The following is a 23852-nucleotide window of genomic DNA, read 5'->3' as shown; positions in this document are numbered from 1 at the left end:
CGCGGAGCCCGTCTCCGGCGCGGGCGGCGTCGGCAGCGCGCCCCACGCGCCGAGCGCCCCCGGCTCCCCGGTGGCCGCCAGTGCCCCGGGCACCCCTGGCGCCGCCGCGGCCCCGACCGCCCAGCCCGAGCAGCTCGTGCCCGCCATCCCGTCCGGCGCGGGGAGCCGCCGCAAGCCCGAGCCGATGATGGAGGACATCCCCGCCCCCGACCTCGAGGGTCCCTACCCCGAGCTCGAGATCAAGCCCGTCATGCCCGTCTACGGTCCCAAGGACGCCGTCCTGCGCTACTCGCGCTCGCTGGCCAGGCTCGGCGCGGACCTGGATGGGTTCGTCGTCGCCGACCGCGTGGCCGCCGGCGGGGTCCTCGAGGCCGACTGGCCGGGTCCCGCCAACCTGCAGATCGAGACCGCCTTCCTGCGCGCCCACGCCAAGCGCCTCCTGCGCGACCACCAGGGCGCCATCCGTGAGCGCCACCGCATGCGCTCCTCCATCGGGGCGCGCGACGGCGAGCTCGGCTTCCTGCGCCTGGACATCCTCAGCCTGTGCGACGAGTTCGCGGCCGACGCCCAGGACACCCCCGAGGGCGAGAGCCTCGACGCCGTCCGCGCCGCCGCCCTGTCCGAACGCGCCCATCACTACCTGGAGGCCCTGTGGGGGCTCGTCCAGGACTCCCTGGAGCGCCTCGGCGCGCTGGAGCGTGCCGGCAAGCGCGACAGCGCCGTCCAGGGCACCGAGCACCGTCGCCTCGTCCAGATGGGCAACACCGCCGCCGATCTCGCCCGCGTCCTCTCAGCGCTGTCCGACCCCGATGGCGCCGATGCCGCCATCGCGCTCTTCGAGTGGATCCTCGATGCCGTCCCCGAGGGGTTCCACGGCGACCATCCCGCTGACGACCTCGACCTCCTGCGGGCCCGGCGCCTCAACGAGGCCGGCTTCCCGCATCGCGCCAGCGCGCTGGCCGACGCTGTCCTGCGCCGTCACGACCGCGCCCCCGTGCTCGCCGCCGTGAACGCCCGCACGATCCTCGCCGAGACCACCGCCGCCGATCACGCCACCAACGTCTCGCTGGAGCAGCGGCGCCAGGCGGCCGACGCGCTCACCGCCCTCAAGGCCCCCGTGAGCGGCCCACTGGCCACGGTCTCACTGGGCCGCGCCCTGGCGCGGGACGGCCGTACCGCCGAGGCCGTCGAGGCCTTCTCCACGGCCCTGTCAGAACTGGGCGCCGTCGACGCCACCGGCGTCGAGCTCTACATCCGGGGCCTGCTCGCCTCCGCGCAATCCGACATCGGGCAGAACCGGGGAGTCGTCGACAACGCCACCGCCGCCGCCCGGCTCCTCGTGCGCGACGGCCACGTGGGCAGGGCCATCGAGCAGCTGACCACCGCCGCGAGGGCCGCCGCCGACCTCGGCGACAACGCCACCGCCGCCGACCTGCACCGTCAGATCGCCGACCTCCATGGCACCGGCACCGAGGACGGCAAGCGCCACCGCTCCCGCTGCCTTCGCCAGGCCGCCCGCGCCATCGTCGACGCGCCCAGCCGGGACGAGGCCGTCGAGCATCTTGATGAGGCGCGCGTCCTCATGGAGGAGTCGCGCGAGCTGCTCGTGGAGTCCTTCTCCGGGAAGGATCGGGCCTGGGAGCGCGGCGCCTGGCACAACGCCTACGCGTTCATCCTGGGGCGCGCCGGCCATGACTCGGAGGTCGTCCCGTACTGCGAGGCCGCCGTCGAGGGATTCATGGCCAAGGACGACCGCCAGGCCGCGGCGGAGCCGCTGACCCGCATGATCCGCGCGCTCATCGAGCTCGATGAGCGCGATCAGGCGCGCCGCGCCTGCGACCGCCTCCGCGAGCTCCTGGCCGATCCGCGATGGGAGGGCAGTGACGCGCTGGCCTTCGTCGATGAGGTGGCCCCGGGGCTGGCCTAGTGGGCGACGCGGTCGCCGGCGGGGCGGGGGAGCGTGGGCAGGGCCACCGATGAGCGAGGCGGATACGGCGCGGACCGCATGACAGAGCACGCGAACTGGAGGACCATGGTCCCTGTGGGGGTGTCGCCGCCCCCCACCGCGCACCGAGCACAGGGAGTTCTCATGGCCATCGCCACCTCGCACCGCTTCTCCTCCGACGATCTGCCCGTAGAGGCGGGCCGCTACCGGCTTGTCGCCTCGCCGTCATGCCCCTGGTCGCGCAGGGTCCTCATCGCCCGGCGCGTGCTGGGCCTGACCGAGGCCCTCCCGCTGTCCATGTGCTATGGCCGGGGGGAGGACGGCTTCTGGGAGCTCACCGGCCCCGATGGCGAGCCCGGTACCGACGCCGTCCTGGGCGCCCGCTCCCTGGCCGAGGTTTACGCCGCTACCCCCGGTTACACCCCGCCACCCACTGTCCCGGCCCTCGTGGACACCACCACCGGGCAGGTCGTGTCCGACGACTCCGGCACGCTCCTGTTCGACCTCGCCACAGCCTGGTGGGACCTGCGCGGGGCCGGCGCCCCCGACCTCTACCCCTTGAACCGCCGCAACTCCACTGACGCCTGGGACGAGTGGATCGGCAAGCACATCAACCGCGGCCACGGAGTCGCCACCCACTCCAAGGATGAGGCCAAGGCGGCCGCGGCCGCGCAGGGCGTGCTCGTGGCCTTCGACGTTGTCGACACGATGCTCGCGCGCGCCACCCGCATGCACCCCTCCCGCGAGGGCGGCATGACACTGGTGGATCTGCCGCCGCTGTCCTCGATCGTGTCCATCGGCCAGTTCCTGTGCGGCACCGAGCCCACCGGCTCCGACATCCGCCTGTTCACCACCGTCCAGGCCTACGAGTACGGCGGCCGCCAGGCCTACCCGGGCGGCGAGGCGCCCCAGATCAGCTTCTGGCCGGCCCTGTCGCGCTGGTTCCGCGCCCTGGAGCAGCGCCCCGGCTGGGTCAGCTCCGACGAGCGCGGCGCCCTGGGGCTGTAAGGCGAGGGGCGACCACTCTCCGGCAGCAGCGCTCATCGGGCGGGTCTTCACGGCCTGGCGCGACCGCGAAACAGCGCACCGGGAGGCTCGGTCGCGCGGAAAGTGCGCCGTCCGGTTCCCTCCGGGACGAGGACTGCACGCTCATCCGCGGATGATGCCGTCAAGATCCGCAGAATTTCAACGTTTCTCGTGCTGGGGCGTCAGTTGTGCATCTCTCCCATGTGCAAACGAGCCCGGTGTGCACATGGGAGAGATGCGCTGAGTGCGGGTTCTCATGGAAAAGCCTGGAATCATGCGGATCGTTCGTTGAACTGGGCGAGGTGAGCGTGCAAGGCGCCCTGCGATGCGGAGGTAGGGCGGCGGTCGGGCGGTCGTGGTGCGCCCAACCGTGTCCCGGCGCTCCTCCGCACCCATCACTCATCTGCTCAGGACGGGGTTGTACAGCAGGCGGTTGGGGGTGGTCGGGCACTCGTCGCCCACCATCATGGGCGCGATGAGGCGGTCCGCCCGCAGGTCCTCCAGCCGCTCCACCACGCGCTCGCGCAGGCTCCACGGGTCGATCGTGTTGAGGTAGATTTTCGTGCCGCCCTCGAAGCCCGCCAGCGTGGAGACCCTCCACTTCAGCGTCACATGCCACGGCATGGGCTGATCGACGTCGATCGGCTTGTGGTGCCACTCCTCATTGCTCGGCACGTCCGCCCCTGTGGCGGCGTGCAGGGCGTGCAGGAGATCGGCTACGGCATCGACCTCCTCCCGGCTCATCCGCCACGGCTCGCAGATCGCCGACGTTGAGTACACCTCCAGCGTGGGGTAGCGGTGCCCGAAGCCCGCGAAGGCCACCGCGTGCTCATTCGACGCCACGAGCAGCCCCTGGTAGGCGGCGTAATCCACCGCCATCTCGTTGTACAGGTTCGGGTTGGCCCGCACTTTCTCCAACTCCAACTGGGCGGAGACCCCGCGCTCATCGATGGCCACGAGCTGCTTGTGCAGGTGATCGAAGGAGGCGCCGGCAGGCCGCAGCCAGTTCTGGAAGACCGCCACGTAGCGCACCCACCGGTTCGTCTCGTACAGGTCGTGCGCCGCGGCAACCGCCAGGCGGATGTAGGCGCGGTGCTCGGTCACGCTGAGCGTTCCCGAGCCCGCCAGGCCGGCTGAGTCGACCGCGTCGTCGGTGAAGTGCCGGCGCCCCACGATGACGTCGTGCCCGCCGGCGAAAAAGGAGGCCAGGTAGGCGCGGCGCTCCGCGGGCCCCCAGGTCTCCCACACTGCGGGCTCCGTCCCGGAGGCGCGCAGTTTGGCGCGGGCGATGGATGCCGCGTGCTCGGCTCCGGCCGGATCGGCGAGATAGGCCTCCATGCGCTCGCGGGCGGCGTCGGGGATCTCGAAGCCGTGGTTGGCGCGCCAGTAGTCGAAGGAGACGATCTCGAAGAGGTTGGGGATGCGCCGAAACTCCGCCGTCGTCGTGGCCAACTCTGAGGCTGGGACGCCGTCGATCCGTTCGAAGCCCCCGCCGGCCCCGATGACGACGCGCGACTTCTCCGGCGGGGTCTCCAGGTAGCGGCCCGAGCAGAAGGCGCAGGCGCGCTCGCGCTCCCCGGGCGCCAGCGGATGGCGCTCGGCGACGGGATGGGCGATGGGCCGGTTCCCGCGCCCGGGCACGGTCCACACCTCCGTGCCGGTGAAGGGGCTGATCTGCTTGACAGTCCCGTCGGCCATGCGGGTGAGCGGCTCGGCTGCGGGGGAGTACGGCATGAGCATGGCCCCATTCTGACCCGTCCGTCCACCCCCGGAGCGGGAACGAGGAGGGGAAGCGGTCTGCCCGGCGGCTCCGGATGCTCAGCGGTTGCCGTCGGCTGTGGCCACGATGATCGTCAGGGCCGCCAGGCTGTCCGTCATGGCGCGCAGGGGCTCGCCTGGGGCATTCTCATCGGTGATCTCCTTGATCCGCCGGTATAACCCGCTCCAGCTCAGGCCCGTGCGCTCGCTGGGAAGCACCGCCCTGCCCAGGCCCAGCCCCTTGAGGATCGACAGTAGAACCTGATCGGCTGCCGTGGCGGGCCGCTCCCCGGCGAGGACCGCGATGAGGCGGTCCACGATCCCGGCCCCCGGCTCGGGGGTGGGGCCGGCGTCCTCGGGGGCGCCGTTGTTATCGGACTTGGCGGGCCCGGCCGCCCCATGCTCGGCGATGACGCCCTTCACGGAGCGCTCCCCGCGCCCGATGGCGGAGGAGAACCGAATGCCCTCCCCGGCGGGGAGTTGGGAGAGGACGTGGTCGAGGATGGGGTTGTTGGTCGGCGCGTTGTCGATGACGCGCATCATGGGGTCCCGGCCCGGGGTGAGATCGAGTCTGCCAGCGAGGAGGAGGTCGGCGAGCACCGCGCCGCGCAGCCCGTAGATGCCGCGCAGGGCCCAGTCCCCGCAGCGCCCGCTGTTCCCGCTCAGGATCGAAAGCAGCTGTTCAGAGATCAGCATGCCCACACGTTATGACGAATTCCTCGGGGCCTCCTCATCCTCCCGACGGAATCTCAGGGCGCGCTCACCGCGCTCCACGCGTATCACTCAAGTCGCGGCGGCGGCGCTCCGAGTGCGGGCGCTGATGACGCCGACGGCGCTGCTGATCGAGGCGATCGCCTCCTTGATCGCGCCGGTGACCGGGGCCTGCTCCGCGATCTCCTTGATGCGCTGGGCGAGTCCGGAGCGGCGCAGGCCCGTGCGCTCAGCCCTCAGGATCCTCCAGGCCGCATCGGTGGACTGAAGCAGCGTCAGGAGCGCGCTGTCCTGGGCGTCCGGGGCGCGGGTCCCCGCTATCTCGCCGTAGAGCCGCTCCCGCAGCTCGGCCTCCGGGCGGGGGTCGCGGGTAGGGAAGGCGGGAACGGCCGACGGCGCGGCGCCCGTTGGTGCCGCGGGCTCCGCGGGCTCTGCGGCGGCGCCGGGCGTGGCGCCAGTGCTCTTGGTCAGGACTCCGGCCTTGACGAGGGAGGTCCCGGCGGCGTCGTGGGGGCGCAGGTCGTCCCAGGTGAGCGCGGAAGAGATGCGCTTGCCGTTCTTGGCCGACAGGACGGCCAGGGCGTCGTCGAGCACGGGATGGCCCGTGGGCGTGGCGTCCACGATGCGCATCCGTGGGCGGCGCGCGGTGCGGGCGGTGTCGGCCTCGATCCGGCCGGCCAGCATGAGGTCGGACAGGAGGGCCCCGCGCAGCATGAGGTCGTTGTCGCTCGACCAGCCTTCGGGCCTCCCCGAGTCCTCAGTGAGCAGTAGGAGCAGCGACTCGACGATCAGCACGGACTCAGGCTAGGGGCGGGCCATCGCGGCGTGCCTCGGCCGATCAGCCGATCCGTCCTCCTACCACCGGACGACGTGGGGCAACGCGGGTGGGGAGGGCGCGGGCGCGCACCGCTCGCTGAGGTGATGCGCGCCGCCCTTGAGCCCCTGGAGGGCGAGGTCTGGGATAGTGCGGCCGGAGGCGCCTCCACGCCGGGAGCCCTGCGGCGGCGCGATGGCGTCGCAGCCGTGGGATCCGGGAACCACAGGCGCCGAGGCGCCCGGGCGCGGTCCGATTCTGTGGAGGAGCGCGCCCAAAGGGCCCTCGATGGGCTCACCCTCGGAGAGTGGGCATGGTGCCCGCGGGGCCGAGCGCCCCCGATCCCGAGGAGATCCCCATGAAGAACGCCCTTCTCACCCTCCACCGCGCCTGGGGCCTGGCCCATCCCGGCGCCGAGCACGCCCTGCTGACCGGGCCCATCGCCGCTGCCCTGGAGCGCGCCGAGGCCGCATCGCGCACCATCCCCGACGGCGGGGCGGACCCGGCGGGGGAGGCCGGCATGGCCACCGCCGAGTACGCCATCGGCACTCTCGCCGCGGCCGCCTTCGCCGGGTTGCTGCTGGCGATCATGCGCTCAGGGAGCTTGAGGGGCGTGCTGCAGTCCCTCATCGAGTCGGCGCTGTCGGTCGGATGAGCGCCGCGCAGCCGCTGCCGCGCGCCCGCAGGCCGCCCGCGCCCCGGGGCGAGTCCGGCATGGCGACGGCGGAGCTCGCGGTCGCCATGCCCGCCGTCGTCATCGTCCTCCTCCTGGCCCTCTCCGCGCTCGCGGCGGGCGCCGCGCAGATGCGCATCACCGACGCCGCCCGCGTGGGCGCGCGCCAAGCGGCCATCGGCGCCGATCCGCTGGCTGGCGCGAGCGCCGTCGCCCCCACCGGGTCCTCCATAGCGGTGGGGGCCGCGGGGGACCTCACCTGCGTGAGCATCAGCCGCGCCGCTCCCGGGCCCCTCGGGCGCGCGGGGCTCACGTTGCGGGCGCGGGCCTGCGCCTTCACCGAGCCGGGCGGTGATGGGCCGTGAGGCGCGGCTGTGGCCGGAATCCCTGGGTGGGGCGGCTGGCCCGGCCGGGCCCGTCGAGGCGCTGGGGGAGGCCCTTGGCGGATGAGCGGGGTGAGGGGACGGTCCTCATGGCTGGCGTCATCGGGGTGATCCTGGCGATCACCCTGGGCCTGAGCGGGCTCATGCGCGCGGAGGGGGCGGCCGGCCGGGCGCGGACCGCCGCTGATATGGCCGCGTTGGCCGGGGCGACCGCCCTGAACTCGATCGTCGCGCCGGGCGATCCCTGCGCCGCGGCGCAGCGCCTCGCCTCCGCCAATGGTGCGACTCTCGACTCCTGCCGGGTTGAGGGTGAGGACGTCATCGTCGGAGTCTCGGTGGATGTGACGGTCCTCGGGGTGCCCCGTCAGGCGCGCGCCCATGCCCGAGCCGGCCCCGTCGACGCCACCCTCGCCCCATAGCCCCGCCCTATAACCGAGACCGGTCGAAAACAGCCGCGAGACCGGTCGAAAACAGGACCGAGACCGGTTCTCGGGCCAGAGGAACGGCATACGGGTCGGACTACGAGCCGCGGCGTGAAGAATCCGCAGGTAGGGCCATGACCGCTGGTCAGACCGCTGCGTCGCGGCCCGACTCGGCGCCCTTGCGCGGGCCCTCAGTCGGAGACCAGCTCCCGGCCGGCGAACTGGGCGGCGTGCAGTCGGGCGTAGGCCCCACCGCGCTCCAGCAGCTCGGCGTGACGGCCCTGCTCCACGATGTCGCCATGCTCCATAACGAGGATCGTGTCGGCGTCGCGGATCGTGGACAGGCGGTGCGCGATGACGAAGCTCGTCCGGCCCTCGCGCAGCCGGTTCATCGCCCGTTGGACCAGCAGCTCCGTGCGGGTGTCCACCGAGCTCGTGGCCTCATCGAGGATGAGGACAGCGGGGTTGGCGATGAAGGCGCGCGCGATCGTCAGCAACTGGCGCTCACCAGCGGAGATGTTCGCGGCGTCCTCCTCCAGGGGCGTGTCGTAGCCCTGCGGGAGGGCCTTGATGATGTGGTCGACGAAGCACGCCTCGGCGGCCGCCTCCACGTCCTCGTCCGATGCCCCGGGCCGCCCGTAGCGGATGTTCTCGCGGATCGTCCCCTCGAACAGCCACGGGTCCTGCAGCACCATCCCCGTCCGACGGCGCGCCTCATGGCGCGTCATCGACGCGATGTCCCGGCCGTCCAGGGTGATGCGGCCCCCGTCGAGCTCGTAGAAGCGCATGAGCAGGTTGACCAGGGTGGTCTTCCCGGCGCCCGTCGGCCCGACGATCGCCACGGTGTGGCCGGGCTCCACGCGCAGGGAGAGGTCTCGGATGAGCTCGGTGTCAGGCGAGTAGGAGAAGCGGGCGTGCTCCACCTCGATGACGCCGGCGTGGACCGCGCCCCCGACCGCGCCGTCGGGGCCCCGGTCCTCGCCGTCCGCCACGGCGTCCTCGGCCTGCCCGGCCTGCCCGGCCTCGGCGTCCGGGATCTCCTCCTCGGCGTCGAGCAGCTCGAAGATGCGCTCGGCCGAGGCTGTGCCGGACTGCACCGAGGTGGCCATCCCGCCGAGTTCGCCCAGCGGCTGGGAGAACTGCTGGGAATACTGGATGAAGGCCTGAACGCTGCCCAGGGTCAGCGACCCCGAGGCCACCATGATCCCGCCGACCACCGCGATCGCCACATAGGAGACATTCGAGATGACCAGCATGAGCGGCATCATGATGCCGGAGAGGAACTGCGCGCGCAGCGCCGATCGGTAGAGCGCGTCGTTCTCCTCGGCGAAAGCGTCCCGCACCGTCTGCGTGCGCCCATACACCCGCACGAGGGCGTGCCCGGAGAAGGACTCCTCCACGCGCGTGTTGATGCGGCCCGTGCGCGCCCACTGGTGGGTGAAGGCCTTCTGGGAGCGCGGCCCGATGATGCCGAACACCCCGCCCATGAGCGGGATGATGACGAGCGCCACCAGCGCCAGCTTCCAGGAGATCGACAACATCATCCCCATGACGCCGATCACCGTGAGGAGCGAGGTCAGCGCCCTGGACAGCGACTGCTGGAGGGTGTTGGTGACATTGTCGACGTCGTTGGTGACGCGGGAGAGCATCTCGCCGCGCTGCATCTGGTCGAAATAGGACAGCGGAAGGCGGTGGATCTTGGTCTCCACCTGCTCGCGCAGCCGGAACATGGCGGTCACGGTGATGCGGTTGAGCAGGAGGCCCTGCAGCCACATCAGGAGAGCGGAGGCCACGTACAGCACGAGGACGGTGGCGAGGATCGTGCCGAGGCGGTCGAAGTCGATGCCCTGGCCCGGCCGCAGGTCCATCGCGGCGGCCATGTTCGCCATATCGGTTTCGCCCGCCGCGCGCAGGCCCTCGACCACCTCGGCCTTCGTGGCGCCCGGGGGCAGGCGCGAGGAGATGACGCCCTCGAAGATGACGTTCGTGGCGTTGCCCAGCACCTTGGGCGCGGCCACGGACAGGACGATCCCGGCGACGCTCGCCACCGTGATGATCGCCAGCGTCCCCTTGAAGGGTGACAGCAGGCCGATCATGCGGCGGAAGGAGGGCCAGAAGGCCTGTGCCCTGCCCGGGGGCGGGCCGGAGTGCCAGTCATCGGAAGAGGCTTGCGCCGCGGCGGCGAGCCTGAGGTCCTCCTCGCTCAACTCGTCGGCGCCCGTCGCGCGGGCGCGGTCTGCCCGCTCGTCGCTCTTGTCGCGGCTCATGCGGCCACCTCCTGTCCGAGCTGGGAGGAGACGATCTCCTGGTACACCTCACAGGTGGCCAGCAGTTCCTCATGGGTGCCGGTGCCGACGAGCCGTCCGCCGTCGAGCACGAGGATCTGATCGGCGTCGGTGACGGTGGTGATCCTCTGGGCGACAACGATCTTCGTGACCCCCGCCGTGGCGGGCGCGAGGGCCGCGCGCAGGCGGGCGTCAGTGGACACGTCGAGCGCGGAGAAGGAGTCGTCGAAGATAAGGATGTCCGGGCGCCGCACGAGGGCGCGGGCGATGGCCAGGCGCTGGCGCTGCCCGCCGGAGACGTTCGTGCCTCCCTGGGCGATGGATGCCTCCAGCCCGCCGTCCATCTCCTCCACGAAGTCGCGGGCCTGGGCGACCTCCAGGGCGGCCCATAGCTCGTCGTCGGTGGCCTCCTCGCGGCCGAGCCGCAGGTTCGTGGCGACCGTGCCGGCGAAGAGGAAGGGCTTCTGGGGGACCAGGCCGAGGGTGGCCCACAGGGCCTCGGGCTCAGCGCGGCGCACGTCCACGCCGCCCACGAGCACCGCCCCGTCGGTGGCGTCGACGAGCCGGGCCAGGAGCGCCACGAGCGTGGACTTGCCCGAGCCGGTGGAGCCGACGATCGCCGTCGTCGACCCGGGGGTGACGCGGAAGGAGACACCGGTGAGAACAGCCGCCTCGGCGCCGGGGTAGGCGAAGGTGACGTCGCGCAACTCCACGCCGCCGGGCTCCGGGAAGGCGGTGACGGCACCCTCCGCGACGGTCAGCGACGGGTCGACGGCCAGGACCTCACTGATGCGCTCGGCGCACACGGCCGCGCGCGGGATCATCATCGTCATGAAGGAGGCCAGGACGATCCCCATCAGGATCTGCATGAGGTAGGCCATGAAGGCGATGAGGGTGCCGACCTCCACCTCCCCCGAGCCCACGCTATGCCCGCCGTACCAGATGACGCCGACGATCGTGACATCCAGGACAAGCATGACCAGCGGGAACAGGGTGACGAAGAGGCGGCCCACGCGCTCGCCCACCCATGCCATGTCATGGTTGACGATGGCGAAGCGCTCGGTCTCGGCCCCCTCGCGCACGAAGGCGCGCACCACGCGGATGCCGGTGAGCTGCTCGCGCAGGACCCGGTTGATGCCGTCGAGCCGGTCCTGGTAGGAGCGGAAGAGCGGCACCATGCGCCGCACGATGAGGCCGACGATCACCAGCAGGACCGGCACACTCACGGCGATGAGCCAGGCGAGCCCCGGGGCGCGCGTGACCGCCATGATGATGCCGCCCACCGCCATGATCGGCGCCATGACGAGCATGGTGCAGCCCATGAGGACGAGCATCTGGACCTGCTGGACATCATTGGTGTTGCGGGTGATGAGGGAGCCGGCGCCGAAGGAGGTGACCTCCCGCTCGGAGAAGGAGCCGACCCGGTGGAAGATCTTGGCGCGCAGGTCCCGCCCCAGGCCCATAGCTGATCGCGCCGCCAGGTAGGTGGCGAGCATGGTGCAGGCGCCCTGGGCGGCGCTCACGGCGAGCATGATTCCCCCGGTGCGCCAGATGAAGCCGGTGTCGCCGGCGGCCACGCCGCGATTGATGATGTCCGCGTTGAGGGTCGGCAAGTAGAGCGACGCCATGACCTGCGCGAACTCGAGGACCAGCACGCAGGTCAGGAGCCCGTAGTAGGGGCGCAAGTGCGTCCGCAGCAGTTGTATCAGCACGTGAGCGAGCCTAGACCCCTGACACCGTGTCAGGGCAAGGGGCCGCCTAGGCCCAGCTGGGGGGCGAATGGCACGCTCACAAGAGCGCTCGGGGTAGTTCGTCGTTGGAATGACGCGGATTGCGATGAGGCGCGAAATCTCCCGTGTGCATTCGAGAGGAGAATGCACACGGGAGTCTCCGTTGGAGACAAACTCCAACGTGATTGCAACGAAAAGTCAGGGTGTGGGTAAGGCTGAGCGTGCCGACCGCGCGGCCCGGGCGAGCAGGCGCAGCAGGGCGATGGCGCCGGCCTTGTCCAGGGGCTCGTTGTTGTTGCCGCATTTGGGGGACTGGATGCAACTGGGGCAGCCGGTGGCGCAGCGGCACTGGGTGATGACGTCGAGCGTGGCCTCCAGCCAGCGCGCCCCGGCGCGGTGCCCGCGCTCCGCGAAGCCCGCGCCCCCGGCGGCGCCATCATGGACGAAAACGGTGGGGCGCATGGTCTGGGGGTGCAGGGCGGTGGACAGCCCGCCGATGTCCCAGCGGTCGCAGGTGGCCAGAAGGGGGAGGATGCCGATGGAGGCGTGCTCGGCGGCGTGCAGGGCACCGGGCAGCCGAGCCGGGGTGACGCCGGCGGCCTCGCAGGTCTCGAGAGGGATCGTCCACCAGACGGCGGCGGTGGGCAGGACGCGCTCGGGCATGTCCAGCGGGTGCTGGGAGACCACGTCCATGTGGGGCAGGGCGAGCTTGTTGTAGCCGGTGACTTGGCTGGTGACCTCCACGCTTCCGAGGCTCCAGGTGAGGCCGTCGCCCCAGGCCTCGGCGTGCCGCTCGGCGAGGATGCGCACGCTGGAGCGCTCACGGGCCCGGGTCCGGTAACCCACGGCCAGGCGCGGGGTGACGATGGCGGCCTCCTCGGTGAGCTCCTCGACGACGTAGGCGCGCCCCTGGTGCATGTAGACGGCGCCGGCATGGAGGGAGGAGTCGGCGCTGGCGCCAGGCGCGGTGCCGATGACGGTGCCGGAGGTGGACTCGACGATGGGGATCTCGGGCGGGCCGTCTCCGCGCAGGTTGGTGAGGTCCTGGGGGCGCCCGGGCAGGGCGGCGTTCCAGAACCAGCCGGTAGGGCGCCGCCGCAGGGCCCCGCGTTCGGCGAGGTCGGCCAGGAGGCTCTCATCGGGCAGGCCGAAGAGGTCGAGGTCGGCCTCGCGAAGGGGAGACTCGGAGGCGGCCGCGCACAGGTGCGGGGCGAGGACGTAGGGGTTGGTGGGGTCGAAGACGGTGGCCTCGGGGGCGGTGAGGACGTCCTCGGGGTGATGGACGAGGTAGGCGTCGAGGGGGTTGTCGGAGGCGATGAGGACGGCGACGCCGGGACTGCCCGCGCGTCCGGCGCGCCCGGCCTGCTGGCCCAGTGAGACGCGGGTGCCGGGCCATCCGGCGATGAGGACGGCGTCCAGACCGGTCACGTCGATGCCCAGTTCGAGGGCGTTCGTGGTGGCCAGGGCGCGCAAGCGGCCCTGGCGCAGGTCCGTTTCCAGGGCGCGGCGCTCCTCAGGCAGGTAGCCGCCCCGGTAGGCGGCGACGGCGTCGGCCAAGCCGGCCAGTGGTGGGCCGGAGCGGGTGAGGATGCGGCGCGCGTGCTCGGCGACGATCTCCGCGGAGCGGCGCGAGCGCACGAAGACGAGGGCCTGGGCTCCGGCGCTGAGAAGGTCGACGAGGACCTCGGATGCTTCGGCGGTTGCCGAGCGGCGCGGAGAGGGTGGGTTCGGGGCGCCGGGGGTGTCGGCGGTGCCCGGGTCGGGGGCGGCTGTGGAATCGGCGGGGCCAACGCCCCACGGATCGATGAGGGCGGGCTGCCAGAGAGCCAGTGCGCGCTCCCCGGCGGGGGCTCCGTCATCCGTGATGGCGACGACGTCGGCGGGTGGGGCCCCGATGAGGCGCGCGGCGGTGAGGGCGGGCTCGGCGGCGGTGGCCGAGGCGGCGAGGACCGTGGGGCCCGGGGAGTCCGGGCTCAGGCGGCGGGCGAGGCGCAGGAGGCGGCGCAGGACGAGGGCGACATGTGCCCCGATGACGCCCCGATAGGCGTGGCACTCGTCGACGATGATGTAGCGCAGCGAGCGCAGGAGGCGGGCCCAGCGCTCATGGCCGGGCAGGAGGGAGAAATGGAGGAAGTCGGGGTTGGTCAGGACGATGTCGGCGTGGGCGCGGGCCCAGTCGCGCTCGGGCAGGGGAGTGTCCCCGTCGCAGGTGCTGGAGCGCAGGGTGAGGCGCGGCGCACCCGCGACACCTGCCTGGACGGCCTCGATGCGGGCGGAGAGGCGGTCGAGGGCGGCGGCCTGGTCGGCGGCGAGGGCCTTGGTGGGGGCGAGGTAGAGGGCTGTGGGGCGGCGGCCGTGAGCGGAGATGCGGTGGCTGGTCCCCTCCGCGTGAGCGGCGCGCTGGGCGCTGAGGATGTCGGAGACGGCGGGGAGCCAGGCGGCCAGTGACTTCCCAGAGCCAGTGCCGGTGGCGATGACGGTGTGGTGGCCGGCGTGGAGAGAGTTGGCGGCCTGGGCCTGGTGAGTCCAGGGCCGAGGGATGCCGGAGGCGGCCAGGGCGGCGACGAGGGCCGGGTCGGCCCAGGACGGCCAGTCGGCATGGCGGGCCGGCCGGGCGGGCGTGCGCTCGAGGTGGACCAGTCTGCCGTCGCGCGCGCCGATGGTCTCCAGCAGCGCGGTGAGGTCGCGCGCGGGTGGAGGCGCGGCCGGTATGGGCGCTGCGGGTGGCTCAGGACTCACCGCACCAGTGTGCCGTAGGCCGATGAGCGCGGTGAGACGGCCGTTCCTGCCCGGCAGCGGTGTCGACGTGCGATGGGCTTGGGTGTCGGGGCGCCCGGGTGGCGAGGTTTGAGGATTGCTCGGCTGATCGAGGGGCGTATCGCCCCGGAGGCATCTCGTCGCAGGTCTTTGACCTGCAACAATGCAGGACATGACGGACCGTCAGGAAAAGGAATCCTCAAACCGCGCCACATCGACCGACACGCCGTCCGGATTTGTGGCGCACGTCTCAATCTGTGCATCTCGCATCGGTTGCTGACCGCTTCTCCCCGCGGCTGGATTCCCCTGCCATCTCACTGAAAAGTCAATGACTATCGGTGTGAGAGGCGCTACCTCATAGCCGGATAAAACCACAAGATGTTGTGGTCGATGGGGGCAATATGCCCATATATCGGGTTGCATGGATGTGATTCGGGGGTAGGGTCGGCCGCGTGGCAGCCGCGCGAGGCTCGCGAGCGTCATCGCAGACAGCACAGACGAGGGAGAGAGCAGTGCCCGCACAGTCCGAGAACCAGTCCGTCCACCTCACCGAGCCCCTCGCGGCCCGCCCCGAGCTCGTGGCCCAAGGCGCCGCCGACTCCGCTGTGGCAGGAGGCGATCGTCCCGTCGTCGACGCCGTGGCCACCATCACCGAGTACCTGGACCGCTCCGACTGGCGCGTCAACGCCAACGCCAACCAGGGCTACTCGCTGGGCGGGATGATCCTCAACACCTCCGGGAAGATCATCGCCAACTACTGGCTGAGCCAGATCTACTCCCGCGAGGCCGGCCAGGCCCACCGTGAGGGTGACCTGCACATCCACGACCTCGACATGTTCGCCGGGTACTGCGCCGGCTGGTCGCTCAAGTCCCTCCTCCAGCAGGGCTTCAATGGCATCCCCGGCAAGATCGCCTGCAACCCGCCGCGCCACTTCTCCTCCGCCGTCGGGCAGATCGTCAACTTCCTGGGCACCCTGCAGAACGAGTGGGCCGGCGCCCAGGCGTTCTCCTCCTTCGACACCTATATGGCCCCCTTTGTCCGCCTCGATTCCATGACCTACGAGGAGGTCCGACAGGGGATGCAGGAGCTCATCTTCAACCTCAACGTGCCATCACGCTGGGGCACGCAGACGCCCTTCACCAATCTCACCTTCGACTGGACCTGCCCCGCCGACCTCGCCGATGAGCGCCCCCTGGTCGGCGACGCGCTCTGCGACTTCACCTACGGCGACCTCGCCGAGGAGATGGGCATGATCAACCGCGCCTTCATGGAGGTCATGACCGATGGTGACGCCGACGGGCGCGTCTTCACCTTCCCCATCCCCACCTACAACATCACCAAGGACTTCGACTGGGAGTCGGATAACGCCGAGCGGCTGTTCGCCATGACCGCGAAGTACGGCCTGCCCTACTTCCAGAACTTCATCAACTCCGAGCTCGACCCCGGCATGATCCGCTCCATGTGCTGCCGCCTCCAGCTCGACCTGCGCGAACTACTCAAGCGCGGCAACGGTCTGTTCGGGTCCGCCGAGCAGACCGGGTCCGTCGGCGTCGTCACCATCAACATGGCGCGGCTGGGCTACCTCCACGCCGGTGACGAGGCGGGCCTGGTCGCCGCCCTCGACCGCCTCATGGAGCTGGGCCGCGACACCCTCGAGCTCAAGCGCGCCGTCATCCAGCACCACATCGACACCGGCCTGTTCCCCTTCACCAAGCGCTGGCTGGGCACCCTCGACAACCACTTCTCCACCATCGGCGTCAACGGCATGAACGAGATGGTCCGCAACTTCACGGCCAACGCCTACGACATCACCGATCCGCGCGGCCACGCCATGTGCGCGCGCATCCTCGACCACGTGCGCGAGCGCATGGTGGAGTTCCAGGAGGCCACCGGGCACCTCTACAACCTCGAGGCCACCCCCGCCGAGGGCACCACCTACCGCTTCGCCAAGGAGGATCTGCGCCGCTTCCCGGACATCCTCCAGGCCGGCACCCCCACCAACCCCTACTACACGAACTCCTCGCAGCTGCCGGTGGGTTACACGGACGACCCCTTCGCCGCCCAGGAGATGCAGGAGGAGCTGCAGACCAAGTACACCGGCGGCACCGTCCTGCACCTGTACATGAACGAGCGCGTCTCCTCGGCCGCGGCCTGCAAGGAGCTCGTGCGCCGCTCGCTCACGGCGTTCCGCACCCCCTACATCACCATCACCCCCACCTTCTCCATCTGCCCGGTCCACGGCTACTTGCCCGGCGAGCACGCCACCTGTGAGAAGTGCTCCGCCCTCCACCCCGACGCCGAGCCCACCGAGTGCGAGGTCTGGACCCGCGTCATGGGTTATTTCCGGCCCGTGCGCTCCTTCAACATCGGCAAGAAGGGCGAGTACGCCGAGCGCCGGATGTTCACCGAGGGCGCCGCCGCCGGGCACGGCCCCGTAGCCTCCCGGCTGACCGCGGTGAGCGCGTGAGGGCCCGCGAGGGCGGGCGCGTGGGATGAGGGTCCCTCGGCTGCCATCCGCGCCGCTCGTCCCTCGCGTCGCTCCCGCCAGCCCCGCCACGCCTTCGGGGCGCTCATCCCACCTGCCCTCGTTCGGCGACGGAAGTAGTTCCCTCATGCCTTGCGCCAGCACTCCCGATGGCCCTTCCCCGCGGCCTGCCGGTCCCGTTGATTCCCTGGTGATCGCGGGGCTGGTGCCCATGAGCACTGTCGACTGGCCGGACCGTCTCGTGGCCACAGTGTTCTGCCAGGGCTGCCCCTGGAACTGCTTCTACTGCCACAACCGCGACCTCATCGACACCCGTGCCCCGGGCACTGTCGCCTGGCAGGAGGTCCGCGACCTGCTCAGCCGGCGGCGGGGGCTGCTCGACGGCGTCGTCTTCACTGGCGGCGAGGCGCTGCGCCAGGACGCCTTGGCCGACGCCGCCCGCGAGGTCAGGGGCATGGGCTTCGGCGTGGGCCTGCACACGGCCGGCATGTATCCGCGCCGCCTGCGGGATCTGGTGGGCGATGGGCTCGTCGACTGGGTGGGCTTGGACGTCAAGGCCCTGCCCGGCCACTACGAGCAGGTGGTGGGTCGGCCGAACGCCGCGCGCAAGGCGTGGGACTCGCTTGAGGTGCTGCTCGCCTCTGGCGCGGATCTGGAGGTGCGCACCACCGTTGTGCCCGGGGATGTCACAGCCGACGACGCCGTCGAGGTCGCCCGCCGCGTCCATGGCGTTGGGGCGAGGGTCTACGCCCTCCAGCAGGCGCGCGGGGAGGGGACGAGCGGGGCCTTCGACGTGGTCGCCTCCGGCTGGGACGCTCAGTGCGAGCGCATGGCGGAGGCCATCGAGGCCCTGGGCTGGGAGCGCTTCACCTACCGGCCGGCCTGAGGCGCGGGATCAAGTATCGGTAGTCCGGCCCGCCGGCGAGGATGCGCAGCAGCATGATGGCCGCGGATGCGGCGACCAGGTCCTTCGACAGTCTCAGGTGTGGTGTCGAGGGGCGCCGCTCGTTCCTCGCCCCCGCGGTACGGTCTCAAACCGCGAGGATGAGGGCGCAAGGCCGGGCTGAGACGGTTTCTCGGGGCTGAGGGCGCAGCGCGGGGGCGTGAGGGACTGTTCCGTCCCGCCCGCGGTCCGGTGGCGTGGGAGAGGGATTCGACCCCGGTATGTCTCGGCGATGGCAAGGAGCGGTCGCGGCGCGGCTACAGCGATCTCGGGCGGGACACGCCTGATCTCGGGCGGGAAACGGAGTGTCTCAGGGGCGGCAAGACCCGGTATCGCCTGGGAAACAATGGTCTCGGTGCTCTTAAGGACCGATCTCGTTTGGAGGTCTGAAATGTCATATCTGACAACGTTTCAGTGTCATCGAGGCGCGGAAGTGCCCGCGCGGGAGGCTGAACCCCCAGTTCAGAGGCAAAAACTCTGAAGATCTTCCTCTCGGGATGTAACGATTGGTAGGGTACTTGCAGAGCCGCGGCGCTCCACATAGTCTTTGGGTCGTCGCGGGGCACCCCGAACCCCGCACGATGTCACGAACACGGAGAAGCGAAAGGATGGTGAACACAGGAAGGTGATGGCGAGTTGGATCACATGGGGGATCCGCCAAGTCAATCGCACACCTCCGCTCGCTCCTCGAGTACCCGCGCAGCCCGATTCCTATCCCAGGATCTTGTCCCTGGTCCCTGACCCTGATCTCCCTGGATCCTGGTCCCTGTAGGAATCAGCGGCACGCGCGCCGTGACATGAGCCGCGTCCCCTGAAGATGCGCACCGACCCGATGGCCGACCCTGAGGATCTCTGATTGGTCATCGGTTCGGACCGAGCCCCGGTCCTGTCGCCCTGAACGGCAGGACCGGGGTTCGGCGCTTCCCGCCCGGCATTCCCCTGGTGCCCGCGCGCCCCACTCCGCGCGCCCCGGGCGCGCCACAACGGTCGCCGCCAGCGGGGTCCCAGTTATCGCGAAGAGCGCCCTGACAGTTGCCCAGTCGATGGCGAAGCGGCTCATAGGGGTGGCGATGAACCGCAGCGGCGGGGCGTAGATGCGGGCCGAGTCGGCGATGGGCCGGAAGTGGCTGACCTCCTGGCACGTAGACGGTGGTGATCTCCACCTCCTCCGCGGCCATCCCGGGCTCCGGGGCGCGAAGCAGGGACTGGGCTCGTACTCGCGCGGCTCCCGGGCGCCGCTGCGGCCAGTTGAGCGCCCCGGCGGGGTGGCCGCGCAGCCCGGTCTGGGTGTCGCCGAGCGCCCGGCGGGTCGTGCCCTGGAACAGCAGGGCGGTGGGCCCCGTTCCCTACTATTCCCCTCACCGGGGCGTCGGCCCTTGGCCGCGCGGGCGGTGGGGCAGTTGCGTCGATTGCGCGTGAGGCGACGTGCTCCCTCCCCGGTCGCGTGGGCGGGGGTGCGGCCTGATCCCACCGACTACGCGTACCCGAACTCCCTCCCCGGTCGCGTGGGCGGGGGCGCGGTAGGTCATGCCGTTGTGGGTGAGGGCGCCGGTCTCGTGGAAGCCGTAGTGAGCGCCGTTGATGGCGAGGACGGAGACGCTGGTCGAGGCGATGTCGCTGAGCTTGGTGGTGATGCTGAGGCCCAACTGGCTGGAGGCGGGGGCGCGGCGCACGGCCGTGGCGTCGGAGACGGCGATGTCCAAGGAGACGCGTGGGAGGCGGAGGAAGGCGGTGCATGGGAGGCGGTGCCCGGGTTACTGGCGCCGGGGCCTCCTCGGCGCGGGCGATGGTGGTGCTATGCGTGCTGGTCATGGCGGGAAGCCCGACCAGCGGGCTTGAGACCCCATTGGCCGGCGTTGCGCGCCCCTGTGAGAGGGTTCTGGGCGATTCGGCACGCTCGGGTGGGGGCGCGCGTGGTGAATCGTTGAAATGGCGTGGTGGGGCGCGCGGGTGCCGGGCCTCGAATGTGCAATCACGAGCCCCATGCACATTCGAGGCGGCGCCAGTCGTGGGCCTCGACGTGTTCGCAACGGAAAGTCGGTGTGAGCATGGCCCTGAGCGTGCCGTCCCCACTGGCCGGGGCGGTAGCGCGCCTCACGCGGGCGGGGGCCCGGCGGGGCCCTCCGAGCGCCCCGGTGGAGTTGCTCCCAGCAAGCGACTCCGACCTCGAGTCGCCGGGCCGGGCTCGCGCGCGAGAGTATTGGCGAGGCGCCTTGGCGCGCCTTCGGTCCTGCCGGCCGCGCCGAGCAGGCCGGGCCCTCATCGCGCCCTCATGTCGTTATAGGGCTCGGTGAGACCACCGTTGGAGGTTCCGCGCGACGCGGGCGATGGTGGTGTCTGGGTGGCCGACGTGAGCGTCCTGCTGACGCGGGCTACTTCATGGTGGCGGCGGCGGAGCCGGTCAGGGGGTTGCCGTCCTTGCTGGTGATGAGGCAGCTGACGGTTCGGTCGCCCTGCGCCCAGTTCTGCGCGCTCGGGTAGAAGGCGTGAGGGCGGTAGGTGGTGGAGGAGTCCCGGTCGATGCCGACGTAACTCTTGAAGGCGGAGTTGCAGGAACTGCGGAGCACCTCGGGCCACTCGCTGGTGGTGGGATAGGAGGGGTATGTGGCGTCCTTGAGGACGACGGTGTGGTAGGCCTCGTTCATATGCGGGCTGTCGCAGGAGACGAGCTCGATGTCTTCGACCTCGTTCGGATTATTTCCGAGATCGTTGAAGCAATCGCCGACCCGGAGCTTGGTGTGGTTGACGACTCCCAGCCTCCCGCTGCCGGAGCCCGGTTTGCTGGTGCTGCCGCCACCAGCTTTCTTGGTGGCGCGGACGGCGGGGATGCCTAGCCGAGGGCTCTCCTGCGCGTTGGGCGTCGCCTGCGAGGGAGGGGGCGCCTGTGTGGTGGGCGCTTCCTGTGTGGTGGGCGGCGGAGTGCCGATGGTGGTGGCAGGGGCGTCTCCGCAGGCGGCGAGCCCGGCGGTGAGCAGGAAGGCGGCGGGGATGATGAGGGCGTGTGTGGTCTTTTTCATGACAGAAGCATGACAAGTGCTGACCAACTATTCCATGGGCTGCGATGCCCATGCGCATGTCACTCCAGTGCGCCGACAAGCGCGGACACCTGCCCGGCTCCCGGGTGGTGCTCGGGGGTCGGCGTGAGGGATGAGCAGAAGGACCGGCGCCGCGATGGATCGACGGCTCCGGTCCCTGTGGCGGAGGATGGGGGATTCGAACCCCCGAGGGCTTGCACCCAACACGCTTTCCAAGCGTGCGCCATAGGCCACTAGGCGAATCCTCCAGGCGCTCCACGCGGCCAGCGGCCACGTGCAACGGAAGGCGAATATACCGACCACTCCGGATCGGCGCCACTCGGCCTGGTCCTGGCGCCGGTGGGATCGGTCACGCGCATCGTCAAGGGCTCGGGGGTGGACTCCGCCGGCAGTCGGGTCTGGCGAGCGTCCGTGGCGGCGGTCCTGTGGGCCCCGGGGAGGCGGCCCGCGGTCGAGGCGCGCTCGTCCCGCCGCGGCGATCCGACACCACAGCCCGGCATGGGAGCGGGGGAGTTGGGGGCGACGGGGCGGGGTGACGTCGGGTATGGTGTTCCCCGGCCCCTCGTGCGGCGTCATCCAGCGAATCCCCCAGGACCGGAAGGTAGCAAGGGTAAGCGGGCTCTGGCGGGTGCACGGGGGGTCCTCACGTGCCGGGCGCGGTGGCCGGCAGGAATGGCGCGGTGATCGAGCGGTGCGTCGCGCACCGAGCGGTGCCGTTCGCTCCGACTGGTGCGTCCTGCCCGCGCCTGTGGGTGCCGATGGCACCGGCGGGCGCCGATGGCGCCTGTGGGCATGGATGCGGCGCTGCTCGGCACCGCTCGTCCCTGATCGCTCCATTCGCCTCGCGCGGTGTCAGCCCTCCCGTTTAGAGTCGGAGGGTGACCACCGCGCTCTACCGCCGCTACCGCCCGGACGCCTTCCAGGACGTCATCGGGCAGGACCACGTGACCGCCCCCCTCATGGCGGCCCTGCGCGGCGACCGCGTCACCCATGCCTACCTCTTTTCCGGCCCGCGCGGCTGCGGCAAGACCACCTCCGCCCGCATCCTTGCCCGCTGCCTCAACTGCGAGCAGGCCCCCACCGACACCCCCTGCGGGGTCTGCCCCTCCTGTCGCGACCTGGCCACCGGCGGCCCCGGCAGCCTCGACGTTGTCGAGATCGACGCCGCGTCCCACAACGGCGTCGACGACGCCCGCGACCTGCGCGAGCGCGCCGCCTTCGCCCCCGCCCGGGACCGCTACAAGATCTTCATTCTCGACGAGGCCCACATGGTCACCCCCCAGGGCTTCAACGCCCTGCTCAAGCTCGTCGAGGAGCCCCCGGCGCACGTGAAGTTCATCTTCGCCACCACCGAGCCGGAGAAGGTCATCGGCACGATCCGCTCGCGCACCCACCACTACCCCTTCCGCCTTGTCCCGCCGGACACGCTCGAGGACTACCTGGGCCAGCTCTGTCGGTCGGAGCGCGTCGAGGTGGGGCCGGGGGTCTTCCCGCTCGTCACGCGCGCGGGTGGGGGCAGCGTGCGCGACACCCTGTCCGTCATGGACCAGCTCATCGGCGGCGCCATCGACGGCGCTGTCGACTACGAGCGCGCCGTCGCCCTCCTGGGGTACACGGACGTCACCCTCCTGGACAGTTGCGTGGATGCCATCGCCGGGGCCGACGGCGCGGGTGTCTTCCGCGTCGTGGACCGGGTGATCGCCTCCGGGCACGACCCGCGCAGGTTCGTCGAGGACCTCCTCCAGCGGCTGCGCGACCTACTCGTCATCGCCCTGGCCGGCCCCGAGGCAGGGCCCGCGCTGGGCTCCCTGCCCGCGGACCAGTTGGCGCGCATGGAGGTCCAGGCCCGCACCGTCGGCGCCGCCGGCCTCTCCCGTGCGGCCGATCTCACCGCCCAGGCCCTCGGCCAGATGGTCGGCGCCACCTCTCCGAGGCTCCAGCTCGAGCTCCTCATGGCGCGCCTGCTCATCCCATCCCAGCGCGCTGGTGCGGCGGAGGGCCCGACGGCGCGCACGGGCACCGCTGGAACGCCTGGGCTACCAGGGCGGCCGGGCCAGCCGGGCGGCGCACCCGGTGGGGCGGCACAGGCCCCCCAGGCCGGCTCAGGCCGGGAGCTGGCCGCCCAGATCGCGCAGCGCGCGGCCTCAGCGGTCCAGGGGCCATCGGCGCCCTCCGCTCCAGCCGCTCCCGGTGCGCCTGCCGCGCCAGCTGCGCCCGCCCAGAGCGTCGCCCGACCCGCGGCTGCGCACGAGCCGGAGCCCGCCCGGCCGATCGCCATCGACTGGGAGGCCCCGGCAGCGCCCGGCAGGGGCGCAGGTGCGCCAGCCGCCCCCGCGGCTTCCGCCGCCTCCCAGGCAGCGAGCGCGCCCATGGCGCCCTCGGCCGCGGAGTCATCGGCTCCTATCGATGGCTGGGGTGAGGAGGCCCGGCCCGGAGCGCCGTCCGCCTCCTCCGACGCATCTCACCCAGTCGCGCCATCGGCTCCCGCTGCGCCAGCCGGCCCCGGCGCAGCTGATGCCGAGATGCTGCGCGCGCGCTGGGAGGAAGTGCTCGACGCGGCGAAGCGCTCGCGCCGCGCCACGTGGGCGCTCGTCGGCCCCAACGCCCAGCCGGGGCCCATCAGTGGTGGCACCCTCACGCTCCTGTTCTCCGCGCCCGGTCTCGTCGGCGCCTTCGATAACGGTGGGCACGGTCCCATCCTCGCCGCTGCCATCCACCAGGCCCTCGGCCTCGAGCTCCAGGTGAGCGCCGTTGTCGCCGGCGGTGATGGGGCGGGCCCAGCAGGCCCGGCCGGGCAGGGCGGTGGGCCCAGCCGAGGCCCCGGTGGCCCGGGAGGCCCCGGTGGCCCGGGAGGCCCCGGGGGCGCGGACCGCGCCTCGGCGCC

15 protein-coding genes, 1 tRNA gene, 1 other RNA gene and 1 pseudogene are annotated in these 23852 nt (G+C 71.5%); 9 read left to right on the top strand and 9 right to left on the bottom strand.

Translation table 11 applies throughout. The features are described from left to right. Positions 1–1927, top strand: a pseudogene (locus tag GVV75_RS09195) (hypothetical protein); the annotation flags it as partial. A 162-nt stretch (positions 1928–2089) separates the two neighbouring features. Further along, on the top strand, positions 2090–2953 hold the full coding sequence (locus GVV75_RS09190) for a glutathione transferase (RefSeq protein ID WP_159814431.1): 864 nt from the start codon (positions 2090–2092) through the stop codon (positions 2951–2953). Positions 2954–3370: 417 nt separating this feature from the next. Here GVV75_RS09190 and GVV75_RS09185 read toward each other — a convergent pair whose 3' ends face one another. The 3 genes from GVV75_RS09185 to GVV75_RS09175 form a co-directional block, all read right to left on the bottom strand. Beyond that, positions 3371–4711 carry a DUF4921 family protein gene (locus GVV75_RS09185; RefSeq protein WP_159718002.1) on the bottom strand — a complete coding sequence of 447 codons (1341 nt, stop codon included), beginning with the start codon at positions 4709–4711 and terminating at the stop codon, positions 3371–3373. A 78-nt stretch (positions 4712–4789) separates the two neighbouring features. Beyond that, entirely contained in the window at positions 4790–5425 is a 636-nt protein-coding gene (locus GVV75_RS09180; protein ID WP_159814429.1) for a GOLPH3/VPS74 family protein, read from the bottom strand. A gap of 87 nt (positions 5426–5512) precedes the next feature. After that, the gene (locus GVV75_RS09175) at positions 5513–6235 is read right to left on the bottom strand and encodes a GOLPH3/VPS74 family protein (RefSeq protein ID WP_159814427.1); all 723 of its coding nucleotides are present in this window, start codon (positions 6233–6235) and stop codon (positions 5513–5515) included. A gap of 377 nt (positions 6236–6612) precedes the next feature. Between GVV75_RS09175 and GVV75_RS09170 the strand changes: the two genes are divergently transcribed. The 3 genes from GVV75_RS09170 to GVV75_RS09160 are packed head-to-tail and all read left to right on the top strand — an operon-like array spanning position 6613 to position 7729. Then, complete coding sequence (locus GVV75_RS09170; RefSeq protein ID WP_201288267.1) at positions 6613–6909, top strand: DUF4244 domain-containing protein; 297 nt, start codon at positions 6613–6615, stop codon at positions 6907–6909. Next, positions 6906–7292: a TadE family type IV pilus minor pilin gene (locus GVV75_RS09165; protein ID WP_159814425.1), complete on the top strand. Its 387-nt coding sequence runs from the start codon at positions 6906–6908 to the stop codon at positions 7290–7292. The genes GVV75_RS09170 and GVV75_RS09165 overlap by 4 nt, the downstream gene beginning before the upstream one ends. A 26-nt stretch (positions 7293–7318) precedes the next feature. After that, positions 7319–7729, top strand: a complete 411-nt coding sequence (locus GVV75_RS09160; RefSeq protein ID WP_328703548.1) for an Rv3654c family TadE-like protein — start codon at positions 7319–7321, stop codon at positions 7727–7729. 194 nt (positions 7730–7923) lie between these two features. On the opposite strand, the gene GVV75_RS09155 is transcribed toward GVV75_RS09160, so the two are convergent. The 3 genes from GVV75_RS09155 to GVV75_RS09145 all read right to left on the bottom strand — a co-directional run bounded on the left by GVV75_RS09155 (position 7924) and on the right by GVV75_RS09145 (position 14486). Beyond that, positions 7924–9999, bottom strand: coding sequence for an ABC transporter ATP-binding protein (locus tag GVV75_RS09155; RefSeq protein ID WP_159814421.1), 2076 nt, complete (start codon positions 9997–9999; stop codon positions 7924–7926). Continuing rightward, positions 9996–11729 (bottom strand): ABC transporter ATP-binding protein, encoded by a 1734-nt coding sequence (locus GVV75_RS09150; protein ID WP_159524545.1) that lies wholly within the window; start codon positions 11727–11729, stop codon positions 9996–9998. Before GVV75_RS09150 ends, GVV75_RS09155 begins: the two co-directional genes overlap by 4 nt. 216 nt (positions 11730–11945) lie before the next feature. Further along, on the bottom strand, positions 11946–14486 hold the full coding sequence (locus tag GVV75_RS09145; RefSeq protein WP_235925241.1) for a DEAD/DEAH box helicase: 2541 nt from the start codon (positions 14484–14486) through the stop codon (positions 11946–11948). 596 nt (positions 14487–15082) lie between these two features. Here GVV75_RS09145 and GVV75_RS09140 point away from each other — a divergent pair. Next, positions 15083–16972: a ribonucleoside triphosphate reductase gene (locus tag GVV75_RS09140; RefSeq protein ID WP_159814432.1), complete on the top strand. Its 1890-nt coding sequence runs from the start codon at positions 15083–15085 to the stop codon at positions 16970–16972. 145 nt (positions 16973–17117) lie between these two features. Beyond that, positions 17118–17876, top strand: coding sequence for an anaerobic ribonucleoside-triphosphate reductase activating protein (locus GVV75_RS09135; RefSeq protein WP_159814419.1), 759 nt, complete (start codon positions 17118–17120; stop codon positions 17874–17876). 1415 nt (positions 17877–19291) lie between these two features. Here the strand turns inward: GVV75_RS09135 and GVV75_RS09130 are convergent. The 3 genes from GVV75_RS09130 to GVV75_RS09120 form a co-directional block, all read right to left on the bottom strand. Further along, positions 19292–19636, bottom strand: coding sequence for a hypothetical protein (locus tag GVV75_RS09130; RefSeq protein ID WP_159814417.1), 345 nt, complete (start codon positions 19634–19636; stop codon positions 19292–19294). Between the two features lie 669 nt (positions 19637–20305). Then, positions 20306–20950, bottom strand: coding sequence for a septum formation family protein (locus GVV75_RS09125; protein WP_159814415.1), 645 nt, complete (start codon positions 20948–20950; stop codon positions 20306–20308). A gap of 178 nt (positions 20951–21128) precedes the next feature. Next, positions 21129–21216, bottom strand: a tRNA-Ser gene (locus GVV75_RS09120). A gap of 305 nt (positions 21217–21521) precedes the next feature. Here GVV75_RS09120 and ffs point away from each other — a divergent pair. Continuing rightward, an RNA gene (gene ffs / locus GVV75_RS09115) (signal recognition particle sRNA small type) lies at positions 21522–21616 on the top strand. Between the two features lie 230 nt (positions 21617–21846). Further along, positions 21847–23852 (top strand): DNA polymerase III subunit gamma and tau (locus GVV75_RS09110; RefSeq protein WP_159814413.1); only part of this gene is annotated, 2006 nt, incomplete at its 3' end.

It is taken from the genome of Actinomyces sp. zg328 (assembly GCF_009829635.1).
Taxonomy (GTDB): Bacteria; Actinomycetota; Actinomycetes; order Actinomycetales; family Actinomycetaceae; genus Actinomyces; species Actinomyces marmotae.
Note: the sequence above shows the minus strand (reverse complement) of the source record. Positions and strands in the feature narration are given on the sequence as shown.